Source organism: Streptomyces sp. NPDC048473, assembly GCF_043200155.1.
Classification (GTDB): domain Bacteria; phylum Actinomycetota; class Actinomycetes; order Streptomycetales; family Streptomycetaceae; genus Streptomyces.
In genome coordinates this window covers 1-13,967 of record NZ_JBICXE010000094.1, presented here as the reverse complement: position 1 = coordinate 13,967, position 13,967 = coordinate 1, and the positions used below count along the sequence as shown (strand labels likewise).

Annotated in this window: 13 protein-coding genes and 1 pseudogene; 13 read left to right on the top strand and 1 reads right to left on the bottom strand. The window is 67.8% G+C overall.

The window, feature by feature from the left end:
• Positions 1-1,004: 1,004 nt before the first annotated feature.
• The 12 genes and pseudogenes from ACGFU7_RS45930 to ACGFU7_RS45875 all read left to right on the top strand — a co-directional run bounded on the left by ACGFU7_RS45930 (position 1,005) and on the right by ACGFU7_RS45875 (position 11,898).
• Positions 1,005-1,883, top strand: coding sequence for an alpha/beta fold hydrolase (locus ACGFU7_RS45930; protein ID WP_393704564.1), 879 nt, complete (start codon positions 1,005-1,007; stop codon positions 1,881-1,883).
• A 341-nt stretch (positions 1,884-2,224) separates the two neighbouring features.
• Positions 2,225-2,632, top strand: a complete 408-nt coding sequence (locus tag ACGFU7_RS45925) for a phenolic acid decarboxylase (RefSeq protein ID WP_393704563.1) — start codon at positions 2,225-2,227, stop codon at positions 2,630-2,632.
• Between the two features lie 275 nt (positions 2,633-2,907).
• Positions 2,908-3,097: pseudogene (locus tag ACGFU7_RS45920) on the top strand (ferredoxin); the annotation flags it as partial.
• A gap of 338 nt (positions 3,098-3,435) precedes the next feature.
• On the top strand, positions 3,436-4,035 hold the full coding sequence (locus ACGFU7_RS45915) for an FAD-dependent oxidoreductase (protein WP_393704561.1): 600 nt from the start codon (positions 3,436-3,438) through the stop codon (positions 4,033-4,035).
• A gap of 54 nt (positions 4,036-4,089) precedes the next feature.
• Positions 4,090-5,373 (top strand): cytochrome P450, encoded by a 1,284-nt coding sequence (locus ACGFU7_RS45910; protein WP_393704559.1) that lies wholly within the window; start codon positions 4,090-4,092, stop codon positions 5,371-5,373.
• 95 nt (positions 5,374-5,468) lie between these two features.
• On the top strand, positions 5,469-5,618 hold the full coding sequence (locus ACGFU7_RS45905; RefSeq protein WP_393704557.1) for a hypothetical protein: 150 nt from the start codon (positions 5,469-5,471) through the stop codon (positions 5,616-5,618).
• A 628-nt stretch (positions 5,619-6,246) separates the two neighbouring features.
• Positions 6,247-6,987, top strand: a complete 741-nt coding sequence (locus ACGFU7_RS45900) for a DUF1684 domain-containing protein (RefSeq protein ID WP_393704556.1) — start codon at positions 6,247-6,249, stop codon at positions 6,985-6,987.
• A 46-nt stretch (positions 6,988-7,033) separates the two neighbouring features.
• A complete protein-coding gene (locus tag ACGFU7_RS45895) occupies positions 7,034-8,551 on the top strand; it encodes an ABC transporter substrate-binding protein (protein WP_393704555.1) in 1,518 nt (505 codons plus the stop codon).
• Positions 8,551-9,516 (top strand): ABC transporter permease, encoded by a 966-nt coding sequence (locus tag ACGFU7_RS45890; protein ID WP_393704554.1) that lies wholly within the window; start codon positions 8,551-8,553, stop codon positions 9,514-9,516. The genes ACGFU7_RS45895 and ACGFU7_RS45890 overlap by 1 nt, the downstream gene beginning before the upstream one ends.
• Complete coding sequence (locus ACGFU7_RS45885; RefSeq protein ID WP_393704553.1) at positions 9,513-10,340, top strand: ABC transporter permease; 828 nt, start codon at positions 9,513-9,515, stop codon at positions 10,338-10,340. Before ACGFU7_RS45890 ends, ACGFU7_RS45885 begins: the two co-directional genes overlap by 4 nt.
• Complete coding sequence (locus tag ACGFU7_RS45880; RefSeq protein ID WP_393704552.1) at positions 10,337-11,137, top strand: ATP-binding cassette domain-containing protein; 801 nt, start codon at positions 10,337-10,339, stop codon at positions 11,135-11,137. The genes ACGFU7_RS45885 and ACGFU7_RS45880 overlap by 4 nt, the downstream gene beginning before the upstream one ends.
• Positions 11,134-11,898, top strand: coding sequence for an ABC transporter ATP-binding protein (locus ACGFU7_RS45875; RefSeq protein ID WP_393704550.1), 765 nt, complete (start codon positions 11,134-11,136; stop codon positions 11,896-11,898). The genes ACGFU7_RS45880 and ACGFU7_RS45875 overlap by 4 nt, the downstream gene beginning before the upstream one ends.
• 155 nt (positions 11,899-12,053) lie before the next feature.
• Here ACGFU7_RS45875 and ACGFU7_RS45870 read toward each other — a convergent pair whose 3' ends face one another.
• Complete coding sequence (locus tag ACGFU7_RS45870) at positions 12,054-12,311, bottom strand: hypothetical protein (protein ID WP_393704549.1); 258 nt, start codon at positions 12,309-12,311, stop codon at positions 12,054-12,056.
• A gap of 595 nt (positions 12,312-12,906) precedes the next feature.
• Between ACGFU7_RS45870 and ACGFU7_RS45865 the strand changes: the two genes are divergently transcribed.
• A complete protein-coding gene (locus tag ACGFU7_RS45865) occupies positions 12,907-13,701 on the top strand; it encodes an SDR family NAD(P)-dependent oxidoreductase (RefSeq protein WP_393704566.1) in 795 nt (264 codons plus the stop codon).
• The last annotated feature ends 266 nt before the right edge of the window (positions 13,702-13,967 follow it).

Here is a 13,967-nt window from a genome sequence, read left to right as displayed (position 1 = left end):
CCCTGCGCTGCTAATCGAACAGTCAGCAAAGCTACACAGGCACTGCGGCCGCCCACTTGACGGCTTGGGACCGTGAGGCGTCTGATGCGGCACTAGGCTCCCTGCCTGCATTTTTGCAGGTCAAGTGCTGTTTTCCCACCCTACAACGAGTCGCATGTCCGGGCAGCATTCCCCAGGTTTTTCAGGACTCGTGCTGACCACTTGCCGACTTCTCTGACGCATCGTCAGTCCTTGTCGGACAGGCTCGCCGACCCAACCACTCCCCTGCTGCGACGACGATGCCAGCCTACGCAACGCCCCTCGGAGGCTGTCCGTGATCACCGTCACCAGGACATCTGGTGGTGCCCCACTCAGGGCCACGGAGTCTCGCAGGCTCATGGACGGAGAAATACCCTGGCCCCGCCGTTTCGCTTCGGGACGGCTGACTCTTGGACAGAAACACGAAAATACCTTCCTGACCTGGGACGATGAACCTTACTGAGGGGTTCGACCAGTCCAAGTGGAAGGCACTTTCTGCGTGCGGGGTATCGGTTCGCGTCCCCGGGTTCATGTCATCGCCGACAGCTCGGGGGATCGGGCATGCCAGAGCGCGGCTGCCGGCGGATCTCGCCGAGGCAACCGGGCTGCGGGCGGCGTACTCGGCCGGCCCTCGGTCGCTTCGGCCACGCGGGACCGGTCATGACCCGGGTCGGATCGCCGGCGATCTCGCGGTGATGCTTGCCGATGGCGGCGAGACTCTCTCGCGGACCTGGCCGTACTGCGGGACCAGGGCGAGGTGTTCGGCCCGGTGGCGTCCACGCCCGCGGCCCGGCGACCGCCGGCCGCCGTCGACGGGACCGTACTCGCACGTCTGCGGGCGGCCCGCGCTTCGGCTCGGAAGGTCGCCTGGCTGCAAGCCGCCGAGCAACGCGAGGGCATACCGCTGGTGAGGGCCGGCGGCCGTGAACTGCCCGGCCCGGTCCGAGAACGGCACGTCCTCGCGGCGGGGCCGCCGTTCAGCGTAGGTGACAGGACTGTCCTCACCTGCAGGCCCGGCACTGATTTCGGATCAGCACCAGCCGGCCGGAACGGCCGGCGAAATCATGTGTCGGTATGTTCTTGACACCGAGACCATAAGGACGCGAGGTGAGGGGATGAAATTCGTTCTGGTCCACGGTGGCTGGCAGGGCGGCTGGACTTGGGACGAGCTGTCGTCCGTGCTCGGCTCCCGCGGCCATGAAGTCTTCGCACCGACACTACGAGGGCTTGAAGAACACAATGCCGACCGGGCCGGGCTGGCCCTTACCGACATGGCAAACGGACTCGTGCGCGACATCGAAGAACGGGACCTGCGCGATTTCGTCCTGGTCGGCCACAGCGGTGGCGGGCCAGTCGCCCAGTACATCGCCGACCGGCTCCCCGAACGGGTGCGCCGAACCGTCTTCATCAGCGCCTGGGTGCTCAGGGACGGCGAATCCATCAACGACGTCAGGCCGGCGCAGTCGGTCGAAGAAGCACGCGCCCAGGCCGAGAGGAGCGGGGACTGCACGGTACCGATGGACCCCGATACCTGGGCATCGAGGTTCATGCAGGACGCCACTCCGGAACGGCTCGCAACCGCCACCGCCCGACTCGTACCCAGCCCGTTCGGATGGTTCGACCAGCGAATCGATCTGCCGCGGTTCTTCGATCTGCAACTGCCCGCGAGTTACATCTTCCTGCGTCAGGACCTGTCCGCGCCGAAGGAACACTACGAGATGGCCGCGGCGCGACTGAACAACCCGCTGGTGACGGAGTGCGACGGCAGCCACCAGGCCATGCAGACCCGGCCGAACGCGGTCGCCGATGCGCTGCTGTCCGTCATTCCAGAACACTCTGACGGCATCGCCAAGGAGTCGGCCTGATCCCTGGATCCGCAGAAATGGTCCGGCAAGATGTTCACCGGAGCATGGCGTGACCCTGCTGACGGTGTCACCACTGTGGCCGGACCCGCCGCCGACAACGAACTCGGTGCGGCTTCCGCCAGCTACCTGGAACGGCCGATGACCGGGGCCGGTGAAGCGCACATGCCTGAGCCCGCCGCAGGGCGACGGGAAGGGATCCTCTCATGACGCAGGCCGGCGCACCTGTCCCGCGTAAGCACCCGCGTTCGGTCCGCTTGATCTGCGGCGTACCTCAGAGGGAGCACACTTGGTCGTTGTGAGGGGCTTTGAACCCGTTGTCGCCTTCCAGGAGGTTGATCAGCATGCTCACCAGCATCCTCGGCGCGCGCCTGCGCTGGCACCTGGCCGACGGGTGGGTGTTCGACCCTGTCATCGTCGGGCCCGACATCATCGAGTACACCCTGAAAGAGGGCCCACATGCCGGACGGCACGCCATCCAGCACACCTACTACCAGCGGGTCGCTCCGGGAATCGAGACCACGGCGTGGTACGAGGAGAGCGGGGCGATCTGCCATTTCACGTGGTACTTGGAGGCGCAGACGACGCACCGTTTCGCGGCTGTCCCCGCCTGGCTGGCCGACGACTTCACCGCCTATCGGGGTGACAACCAGGACCCGGCGTTCATCGAGAAGATGAGGACGCTGATGGCGCAGAACCAGGACTGGCCCCGGCACATCATGAATGACGACGGCTACTTCGAGGTGCTCTAGCCAGACCGTGTCCTACGTGGTGAGTTGGGTGAATCGCTCATAGCAGTGAGGGCGGTTGCAAGACCGGGAACCGCCAGCCGGTGGAACGCTTCGCAGCGGGGTGGGACGCGGCGGTCCTGACGTCCTCACCCACTTCAGGTGAACGCGGCCGCGTAACCGGCACGCGGAGTGCGGCCCCCGCCGTGCCGTGGTCCACTGAAAGAGCGGGCGTGATGACTGCCGAGCACCGCCGTGGAACGAACGAGGTCATCCTCAGGGGCGGAAAGGGAGCCCTCATGAAGGTCGTCGTGGATCTCACGCGGTGCCAGGGATACGCACAGTGCGCCTTCGCCGCGCCGGATGTGTTCGCCGTGCGGGGGGGACGAGGCACTGCTGTACGACCCCGATCCGGATGACGCGCAGCGGGAGAAGGTCGCGCGGGCTACGGCGGCCTGCCCGGTCCAGGCCATGCACCTCGACCGTGACGACGTACGCCCGGCGCAGGTGAGCGCGCCAGGCCCTGAGGAGGCGTTCAGGCGCACCGGGCGGATCGTCGTTGTCGGGGCGTCCCTGGCTGGGCTGCGGGCCGGTCCGGTGCTGCGCCGGGATGGCTTCACCGGCTCGCTGACGGTGATCGGGGATGAACTCCACCCCCCTTACGACCGGCCGCCGCTGTCCAAACAGGTCCTCATGGGCCAGGTTCCGGCGGGTCGGACCTCACTGCCCCGCCGTGACGATTTCGACGCGCACTGGTGGCTGGAAGTCACGGCCACGGGGCTTGAGCTGAACAGGAAGCAGGTGCTCCTGGCCGACGGCGAGAAGGCGTGGGGTTCGACCGGTTGCTCATCGCCACCGGGGTGCGGGCCCGCCCGTGGCCGAACGAGGCAGAGGCCGGGCTCGAGGGGTTGTTCTCGCTGCGTACCCCTGACGACGCGGACGGGCTGCGCCAACGGCTGGCTGCCGCCCCCGGCCGGGTGCTGGTCATCGGTGGGTTCATCGGCTGTGAGGTCGCCTCCGCGTGCCGCGAGCTGGATGTGCCCGTGACAGGGACGTCGCGGCGCGGATGCAGCGCGACCACGGGTCGACCTGCGGTGCGGCGTGCAGGTGGAAGCGATGGGAGCGGGTGGCTGCGGCGAGCGTGGCTGTCCGACGGCAGCACCTTGGACGTCGATGTGGCAGTTGCCGCGCCCGGCAGCTTCCGCAACGTCGCCTTCAACCAGTCCAAGTGGCTGAAGTTCTACGAGGAGTTGATCAACCAGGCGGCGTCGTTCCCGCCCTCCTTCCGCACTGTCGACCAGCCCGCTGACGGGAGCCCAGTCGCGGCCGAGGTCCCGGACCGGCCCACTCATCACGCCACCGTCGTGGTGACCGGTCACGGGCCCGGCGAGCGGCGGGCCACCTTGGTCCGCAGAACGTACCTGTGATCCTGCCCGGAGCCACCACACGTCCAGATCCCCGAGTTGCGGGAGGTGCCCACCATGTCGCAGACCAGCATCTGGCAGCAGATCCTCGACTATTCCCACCGCGCCGATCCGTACCCGCTCTACGCCGAGTTGCGCAAGACACCCGTGGTACGGGTGGAGGACGGAAGCTATGTCGTGAGCACCTACCGGGAGATCGTCGCCCTGCTCCACGACCCACGGCTCAGCTCGGACTCGCGCAACCTCCCCGGGCTGGGCGCCGACGTGTCGGCGCAGACCTCCGAAGAGGGCCCTCCCAAGCTCCCGCCCAACGTCATCGAGATCGACCCGCCCGAGCACGACCGAATCCGGCGCCTGCTGATGCGGAACTTCGGGCCGCCTCACCGCCCAGGTCTCGTCGACAGCATGATTCCCTACATGTTCGAGATCGTGACGCGCGAAATCGACGACTTCGCAGGAGAGGACCAGTCGGGCACGGGCCGGGTCGACATCGTCGACGACTTCGCTTATCCGTTCCCGGTCACGGTGATCTGCCAACTGCTGGGAGTGCCCCGCGAGGACGAACCGCGATTCCAGGCGTTGTCCGACGCGGTCGTCAAGGTCGCCGACCCGACCACCGGAGGGATCGCGGAGCGGCGGCGCCGACGCGCCGAGGCCATCGCCGCCCTCGGTCAGTATTTCGCCGAGCTCCTCGACGCCCGCCACGGCCAACGGGGCGACGACCTGCTCTCCGGACTTCTCGGCGGCGACGGCGACGAGGCCCCGATGCCGCCCGAAGAGATACTGAGCAACGCGGCCCTGCTCCTCGTCGCCGGCCACGAGACGACCGTCAACCTCATCACGAACGGCATGCTCACCCTCCTGCGGCACCCCGAGGTACTCGACCGGCTGCGCCGCGGCGACGAACCCGGTCTGGCCGCCCGGGTGGTCGAGGAACTCCTGCGCTACGAACCACCGGTGCAGTTCCTGCCCAACCGGAACGCGCTCGATGACATCGAGATCGCCGGCACCACCATCCCCAAGGGCTCGCCGGTCACCCTCGTGCTGGCCGCCGGCAGCCGCGACCCCGACTTCGTCCCGGATCCCGACCGTTTCGATCCCGACCGCGAGCACAACGAGCACATGGGTTTCGGCGGTGGCATCCACTACTGCTTCGGTGCCCCGTTGGCGCGTCCCGAGACACAGATCGCCCTCACTGAGCTCGCGCGTCGGCTGAACAACCCCCGACTCGTGGCCGATCCGCCGCCCTACCGCCCGAATCCGGGCCTGCGCGGCCCCCGCCACCTCCTCGTCGAGTTCGACGGCGTCAAAGCTCCAAGCGGTGGTCCTGTGCCTTACTGATCGTTTCAGACCGACGGCATCGTCCGCGAGGACGCCCGAAGGACGCACTCCGCAGTCCTGGAGGCGGAAGTCGACGCCTATGTCGCCGAGTTGACATGGCCGGCCTGATCGCGGCGGTCGAGGAAGGCGACGTGGTACCCGGGCAGCGCACGGTCTTCCTGCACTCGGGCGGTATGCCCGGTCCCTTCGGTCACGCGGCAACACTTGCGAAACTGGAGGAGGCGCTCACGCTCTCAACTCCGTAGACGGCAGATCACCCTCGTGTTGCCACGGGCCGCGACGGCATCGGTATCCGACTGTCCAACCCTCCGCGAGGCGAGCCTTCTTGCGCACCGGGTCAAGCTGCGCTCCAGTTCCTTCGCGACGACGCCGGGATCGGCCTTGCCCCTCGCGTCATTGCCGCCGACGTGGCTGCCCGGTTCGTCGTCCTGAGATCTCGCGCCACGCCTACGGGTGTTGAGCCCGGTCAGAAGGTTCAGAAGTCGCTCGCGTGTGCTCTGTGCTCCACCGGCTGAGCTCCGTCTGCACACGAAGGAGGGCGAGCGCCCAGCCGGCCGGGGAGAAGCGCACACGGCCGGTGCCGACTGCGGACTCCCCGCGGGGGTGGGCTCCCGCTCGGGATCCGGGTCCGGGCTGGGCAAGGCTCCCTCTGCCACCCCTCCGGCGCAGGCCGCGGCCCGACTTCACACGGCGCTCGGATGGGTGCTGCCGCCCGGCCACCAGCGGCCGGCTCGGGCCACCGGCTCCGCCCCGGTCTCACTATTCAGCCAAATTTGACATTAGCTCGCCTTATGAAAGATAAAGAAGGTCCTTTGGGTTGAAGTTCACGCAGCGTGACAATCGAGGCGTGGCAGCCGACGACCGTCTACGCGAATGAGTAATGCCGTGTCCCACGCCGCCGTAGTCCCTGACCAGCCGACCGACCCCGCCGGGGACTGGGAGGCATGGCGCGCCGAGCGGCGGCGCTCTGTCACCTCGGCCGCCGGGAATCTCGCCCTCGTCGAGACCCGCTGGGCCCCGGCGGGTGAGCACCCCGACCTCGATGCGGCCTGTGCCGGCCAGTCGGATTCTGTGACCGTCACCACAGTCGAACGCACCGACTTCGTCACCGGCGAGCCCGAGTACGGTCTGCGCTTCTGGGACGCGCAGTCCCTCGCGATCCAGAACTTCGAACGCACCGATGTCTTCCCGTACGACCCGGCCTGGGTGCTGGAGGCCTCGTACACCTCGGTGCCAGGTGCCAGGCGGGTCGGCTTCGAGCACATCCGGGACAACGGCGGCACCCGTGACCTCGTCGTGCCAGGAGACATCGAGCTCACCCTGGACGGCCGGGATTACACGCTGAGCGCCTTCGACGACGACGGCATCCTGCTGCTCGTCTTCGGCGACCCGACCAACGGCGACATCACCTACGGTGCCGGGCGCTTCCTCTTCGTCACCCATACCGGCGAGGGCCGCGTCCTGCTCGACTTCAACCGTGCCTTCGTGCCGCCCTGCGGATTCTCCGACCAGTACAACTGTCCGATGCCACCGCGGCAGAACCGATTCCACCTGCCCGTCGAGGCCGGAGAGAAGCGGCCCGTCTTCCGCGACGGCTTCCCCGCGCAGCACTGATCAACCCCGCACTCCCCGCCTCGCAGCACGAAAGCGCGTACTCCTCATGAGCATCAAGAAGACTTCCCTGTACGGCGGAGCCACCGCCGCCGCCCTCGCCCTGACCCTCACAGCCTGTGGCGGGGGTTCCAACGCGGGCGGCGCCGCCGGAGGGGCGCCCGACAAGAACGCCACGGTCAACATCGGTTCGCTCTACGAGCCGCAGAATCTCGACAACACCGCAGGTGGCGGCCAGGGCGTCACCGAGGCGCTCAACGGCAATGTGTACGAGGGGCTGTTCAAGCTCACCGACGACGGCAAGGTCGAGAATCTGCTCGCCCAGGACTACAAGGTCAGCGGCGACGGACTCACGTACACCTTCACCCTGCGCGACGGCGTGAAGTTCCACAGCGGCAAGAAGCTCACCAGCCAGGATGTCAAGTACAGCCTGGAGAAGGTGATAGCCAAGGACTCGCAGTCCGCGCGCAAGAGCAATCTCGAGGTCATCAAGTCCCTTGAGACACCGGACGCGCGCACGGTGAAGGTCCAGCTGTCGAAGAAGTCGATCTCCTTCGTCTACAACCTCTCCTACGTGTGGATCATCAACTCCGACGCGAAGAGCCTCAAGACGAGCGAGGACGGCACCGGCCCGTACCAGCTGAACAAGTGGACCCGCGGTTCCGCTCTCGGCCTCGACCGGTTCGCCGGGTACTGGGGTGACGCGGCCAGCAACAAGCAGGTCGTCTTCCACTACTACAAGGACGCGACCGCTCTCAACAACGCGCTCCTGACCAACGCCGTGGACGTCGTCACGAGCGAGCAGTCGCCCGACGCCCTCGACCAGTTCAAGAGCAACCAGAACTACAAGGTCAACGACGGCAACTCGACGACCAAGCTGCTGCTCGCCTTCAACGACAAGGCCAAGCCGTTCACGGACGTCAAGGTCCGCCAGGCCGTCTCCTCCGCCATCGACGACAAGAAGCTGCTGGAGTCGGTCTGGGGCGGCTACGGCAAGCTCATCGGCTCCATGGTGCCGCCCACCGACCCGTGGTACGAGGACCTCACCAAGGTCAACGCCTACGACACCGCGCGAGCCAAGAAGCTGCTCGCCGAGGCCGGATACAAGAACGGCTTCACCTTCACCCTCGACACCCCGAACTACGACCCGCACCCGACGGCGGCGACCTTCATCAAGTCGCAGCTCGCCAAGGTCGGCATCACCGTCAAGATCAACACGATCACGCCGGACGAGTGGTACACGAAGGTCTACAAGAACCACGACTTCACCGCCACGCTCCAGGAACACGTCAACGACCGGGACCTGGTCTGGTACGGCAACCCCGACTTCTACTGGGGCTACGACAACAAGCAGGTCACGAAGTGGGTCGAAGAGGCCGAGCAGGCGTCCGGCACGGCTGAGCAGACCGAACTGCTGAAGAAGGTCAATCGCCAAACCGCCGAGGACGCGGCCAGCGACTGGCTGTACCTGTACCCGCAGATCGTCGTTGCGAGCAGCAAGCTGTCGGGATACCCGGTCAACGGCCTCAACTCGCAGTTCTTCGCGTACGACATCGAGAAGGGCTGATGGCGGGGTATCTCCTGCGCCGCCTCGCCTTCCTGCTGGTGTCGCTGGCGCTCGCGAGCGTGGTCCTGTTCGTGCTGCTGCGGATGCTGCCGGGCGACCCCGCCAACGCGCTGACCGCAGTGGGTGCCAGCCCCGAGCAGATCGCGGCGGCGCGCCACTCCATCGGCTCCGACAAGCCGCTGCCCGAGCAGTTCGTCCACTGGATCGGGCAGCTGGCCGGCGGTGACCTCGGTACGTCGTTCGTCAGCTCGCTGCCGGTCGCGCCCGAGGTCGGCTCGCGGCTGAACGTCACCATCCCGCTCACGCTCACGGCGTTCGTCCTGGCGGTCCTCATCGCCGTCCCGGTCGGCTTCGTCGCCGCGCACCGGCGCAGGACCTGGTACGGCGCGCTGCTCAGCGGGGTCTCCCAACTGGGCATCGCCGTCCCCGTGTTCTGGCTCGGGATGATCCTGATAGCGGTCTTCGCGCTGAACGCCGGCTGGCTTCCCGCAGGCGGCTTCCCACCGGACGGCTGGTCGCAGCCGGCCGAGGCGATCCGCTCACTGGCCCTGCCCGTCATCACCATCGCGCTCGTCATGAGCGCCTCGCTGATCCGCTACGTCAGGTCGGCCACGCTCGACGTACTGGACAGCGACTATCTGCGCACCGCGCGAGCCCTGGGCTCGTCGTTCGGGCGGGCCATGTGGCGGCACGGGCTGCGCAACGCCTCGGTGCCGGTGATCTCGATCCTCGGCATCGAGCTGGCGTCCACGCTGCTGGGCGCGGTGGTCGTGGAGTCCGTGTACGCGCTCCCCGGCCTCGGCTCCCTGCTCGCGACCGGCATCGCCCAGCACGACTATCCGGTGATCCAAGGCGTGCTGTTCGTCTCCACGCTCGCGGTGCTGATCATCGGCTTCGCCGCCGACTTCGTACAGCGGATCATCGATCCCCGGCTCCGCGGCAGGCTCTCCGGAGGTGTCCGATGAAGCGGTCGACGAAGCGCTCGTACACGCTGACCTTCGGATGCGTGTTGGCCGGCCTGATCGCGCTGCTTGCGCTGGTCTCGCTCCTCTGGGCCCCGTACTCCGCCGATGACACGTCCGGCGGGCGGCTCACGGGCCCCGGTGCGGGCCACCTGCTGGGCACCGACAAGCTCGGTCGCGATCTGTTCACCCAGTTGATGACCGGTTCTCGGGTCGCCTTCGAAGCGGGCCTGGGTTCGGTTCTCATCGCGGCCGCCGTCGGCGTCACGCTGGGTGTGCTGGCCGCGTTCGCCCAGGGCTGGCTCGACGACACGCTCTCCGCGTTCCTCGACATCCTGATCGCCTTCCCGACGCTGCTGCTGGCGATGCTCATCGTCGCCGCGCACTCGGCCACACTGGGGTCCGCCGTGCTGGCGATCGGCCTCGCGCAGAGCGCGGTCGTAGGACGGCTCGTGCGGGTCCTGGTCAAGCGGGTCCTGGCACAGGACTACATCACGGCCGCGCGCACGTCCGGCACGTCGTGGCCGCGGATCGTGGCCGGGCATGTGCTGCCCAACATCTGGCCGACGCTCGTGGTGAACCTGGCCCTCCAGTTCGGGCTCGCGGTGCTGGCCGAGGCCGGCCTGTCCTACCTGGGCCTGGGAGCGCCGCCGCCCAACGCCTCGTGGGGCCGTATGCTCCAGGAGGCACAGGCCACCTTCACCACCGCCCCGGCCGGCGCACTGGCCCCCGGCATCCTGCTCGTCCTGCTCGTCATCGGCGTGAACCTCATCGCCGACGGACTGCGCGACACCCTCGACCCGGCGGCCCGAAGGAGGAGCGCATGAACATCCTCGACGTACGCGACCTCGCGATCCGCACGGCCGACGGGCGCATCCTCGTCGACGGCCTCTCGCTGACCATCGCCCCCGGCGAACGACTCGGCCTCATCGGGGAGTCGGGCTCCGGGAAGTCGCTGACCACCCTCGCCGTGCTCGGCCTGCTCCCCGACGGCATGACGGTCACCGGCAGCGCCGAACTCGCCGGCACCCAGATCGTGGGCGCGAGCGAGAAACAACTCACGGGTGTACGCGGCCGGGACGCCGCCATCGTCTTCCAGGAGCCGCTCACCGCACTCGACCCCCTGATGCGCGTCGGCAAGCAGATCGCCGAACCGCTGGGCCGAAGGCGGGAGCTGAGGGGCGCCGGGCTGAAGCGGGCCGTCGTGGCAGCGCTGGAGCAAGTACATCTGCCCGAGCCCGACCGCATCGCCCGCGCCTTCCCGCACGAGATCTCCGGCGGACAGCGGCAACGCGTCGCGCTCGCCATGGCACTGGCCTGCGACCCGAAGCTGCTCATCGCGGACGAGCCGACCACCGCCCTCGACGTCACCGTGCAGTCCGACATGCTCGACCTGCTCGACACCCTCGTACGGGAACGGGACATGGCCGTCCTCTTCGTCAGTCACGACCTCGCGGTCGTCTCGAAGGTCACCGATCGCGTCCTGGTGATGAAGGACGGCCGCGCCGTCGAGGAGGGCGACGTCCGCGAGATCGTGCGGACCCCGCGCGAGGAGTACACCAAGGCGCTGGTGGCAAGCGCGCGGCAGCTGGAATCAGCTCTGGACCTGAGGAGCGCGCGATGACGCCCGTACTGGAGCTGAACGGAGTCTCCTTCAGCTACCGAGGACACGCCGTGCCCGTCGTCGAGGACATCTCCCTCACCGTCGAGACCGGGCAGAGCCTCGCTCTCGTCGGCGAATCGGGCGCGGGCAAGACGACTCTGCTGCGGCTGCTGCTCGGGCTCGCCCGGGCAACGTCCGGAACTGTCCGCTTCGACGGCGACGAGCTGAAGCCGCGCGACCGCGAGCAGATGCGACGTTTCAGGCGCAGTGTCCAATGCGTCTTCCAGGACCCGTACTCGTCGCTGGACCCGCGTCAGCGCGTCGGCAGCATCGTGTCCGAACCACTGCGCTCCCTCGGTATCGACAGCCGGAGCACGGCCGGTCCCAAGGTGGCCGACGCCCTGGAGCGGGTGGGTCTCCCGGCCGACGCCGCCGAGCGCTATCCGCACGAGTTCTCCGGCGGCCAGCGCCAGCGCATCGCGATAGCCCGCGCGACCGTGTGCGACCCGCGCGTACTGCTCGCCGACGAACCCGTCAGCGCACTCGACGTCACGACCCGCGTCAAAGTCGTCGACCTGCTCAACGAGTTGAAGCAGGAGCAGGGCCTGACTCTCGTCATGGTCTCCCACGACTTGTCGGTGGTCGCCTCGCTGTGCGAACGCACCGCCGTCCTGGAGAGCGGCCACATTGTTGAACAGGGCGAGACCGCACAGGTGCTGGGCGCTCCCGCGCACCTGTACACGCGTCGCCTCGTGGAAAGCGTGCCGCGACTGCCCGCTTGACCGGTGGGGGCGTGCCTCCGGCGACTCGATCACTTCGATGTCCGGGTCCGTACCGAGCAGGCGGCGTCGGGCGGCGGTCGGCGAGTCGGCCACCGGCCACCGGCGTCGGGCGGCGGTCGGCGAGTCGGGAGCGCCCGCCGGAGCGTTGTTCACCGTCACAGTGTTCTTGACGGTCTTGCCCGAGGTGGTCGTCGCGGTGAGGGTGTGCTGGCCGTTGGCGAGCTTCGTGGTGTCCAGGTCGGCTTTGAGGCCGGTGGTGCCCTGCGGGCCGCCCAGTAGAAGAAGCTGAGCGTCGCCTTCGTCAGCAGCGAGGTGTTCGAACCGCAGCTGCCATCGCCGAAGGAGTACGTGTACGCGTTCTCCTCGCCGTCCACGACCTCGCCGAGCAGGTCCAGGCCGATGTCGGACAGCACGAAGTCGCCGTCATTGGTGCCGCACGAGCTGTCGACCGTTCCGGCTAGAGGTCGTCTTCAGCCGGGACGGCTTCGCCCCGCTGAATCTCCAGCCCCGTCCCGGGCGGCTCACCACGTGCGCGAACAATGTGCGGGAGTCGTCCGCGGAGATGTCCTGTGCGGGAGATCTGCCGTCACCCGTCAGGGTTTTTCCCGATCCCCTGTACGCGCCATGCGGCCGTTGCTGATCCTCGACGCGGAAGGATCAGTGCCATGAGCATTCCCACCCCGGACGTCACGCTCAACAACGGCGTCGTGATGCCGCAGCGCGGATTCGGATCGCACCCTCGGCTCCAGCAGAGCGAGCTGCGCGTCTTCCATGCCCAGCACCACATCGCCACCGAGCCATGGAGCCCGCTCGCTCGGGGAGCCCTGCTCAGGGATCGGGCGCATTCGCGAGAACCTCGACGTCTTCGACTTCGAACTCACCGCCGTCGGCGCCCAGGCGGATGTGTTCGCCCGTCGCACGCCCGCCGACTCCCGGCATCCGACCACCGTTGCGCCGACCGGCGGCGACGGGCCGCGTCCGCACCAACCACCTGACCGAGGAGAAACCGTGCTCATCGATCTCACCGGCAAGACCGCACTCGTCACCGGATCCACGCAAGGTATCGGTTTTGCCATTGCCGCCGGGCTGGCCCGGGCCGGCGCTCGCGTAGCCGTCAACGGACGCCGCCGGCAGTCCGTGGACGATGCCATCGAGAAACTGCGGCAGGAGACGGACCGTGACGCCTTCATCGCTGCGCCCGGCGACATCACCACCGACGACGGCGCCCGGCATGTCACCGAAGCGGCCCCGGACGTCGCCATCCTTGTCAACAATCTGGGCATCTTCGGGGCGACCCCTGCCCTGGAGATCAGCGACGAGGCGTGGCGCCAGTACTTCGACGTGAATGTCCTGTCCGCCGTCAGGATGATCCGCACCTACCTCCCGGCCATGAAGGACCGCTCCTGGGGGCGAGTCCTGAACATCGCAAGCGATTCGGCGGTGGTCATCCCGGTGGAGATGGTCCACTACGGTGTGTCGAAGACCGCTCTGCTCGCTGTCACGCGGGGATTCGCCAAGGACGCCGCCGGTACCGGAGTCACCGTCAACTCGATTATCGCCGGGCCGACTCACACCGGCGGCGTCGAGAATTTCGTGTACGAACTCGTCGACCCCGGTCTCCCCTGGGACGAAGCGCAGCGGGAGTTCATGGTCAAGCACCGGCCTCAGTCGCTCCTGCAGAGGCTGATCGAGCCGGAGGAGATTGCGAACATGGCCGTATATCTCAGCTCGGACCTCGCATCCGCCACGACCGGCGGGGCCCTGCGCGCGGACGGTGGATACGTCGACTCCATCCTCCCCTGACAGGTCACGAACGCCATGAGACCGCCGGCAACCATGTCCTTGACGTCGGTGCGCCGACGTACGTCAAGCGGTCTGCCACTCCCGTTGCATCCGTGTAGTGGCACGCGCGTCGGCCATCAACGCCTGGATGCGCCGCTGCACGGTGCGTCTCCTGTGCCGGTCCTGGCTTGCGAGGTGGGGGCTGTGTCTGTGGCTCAGTAGGCGGAGTTGACGTTGTCGATCGATCCGTAGCGGTGGGCGGCGTAGTTGGCGGCCGCGGTGATGTT

Bases quoted from the DNA above. Each gene is read 5' to 3' on its own strand.
- ACGFU7_RS45925 (WP_393704563.1), top strand. From the start codon at position 2,225: ATGCTCACCAGCATCCTCGGCGCGCGCCTGCGCTGGCACCTGGCCGAC.
- ACGFU7_RS45910 (WP_393704559.1), top strand. From the start codon at position 4,090: ATGTCGCAGACCAGCATCTGGCAGCAGATCCTCGACTATTCCCACCGC.
- ACGFU7_RS45905 (WP_393704557.1), top strand. From the start codon at position 5,469: ATGGCCGGCCTGATCGCGGCGGTCGAGGAAGGCGACGTGGTACCCGGG.
- ACGFU7_RS45900 (WP_393704556.1), top strand. From the start codon at position 6,247: ATGAGTAATGCCGTGTCCCACGCCGCCGTAGTCCCTGACCAGCCGACC.
- ACGFU7_RS45895 (WP_393704555.1), top strand. From the start codon at position 7,034: ATGAGCATCAAGAAGACTTCCCTGTACGGCGGAGCCACCGCCGCCGCC.
- ACGFU7_RS45890 (WP_393704554.1), top strand. From the start codon at position 8,551: ATGGCGGGGTATCTCCTGCGCCGCCTCGCCTTCCTGCTGGTGTCGCTG.
- ACGFU7_RS45885 (WP_393704553.1), top strand. From the start codon at position 9,513: ATGAAGCGGTCGACGAAGCGCTCGTACACGCTGACCTTCGGATGCGTG.
- ACGFU7_RS45880 (WP_393704552.1), top strand. From the start codon at position 10,337: ATGAACATCCTCGACGTACGCGACCTCGCGATCCGCACGGCCGACGGG.
- ACGFU7_RS45875 (WP_393704550.1), top strand. From the start codon at position 11,134: ATGACGCCCGTACTGGAGCTGAACGGAGTCTCCTTCAGCTACCGAGGA.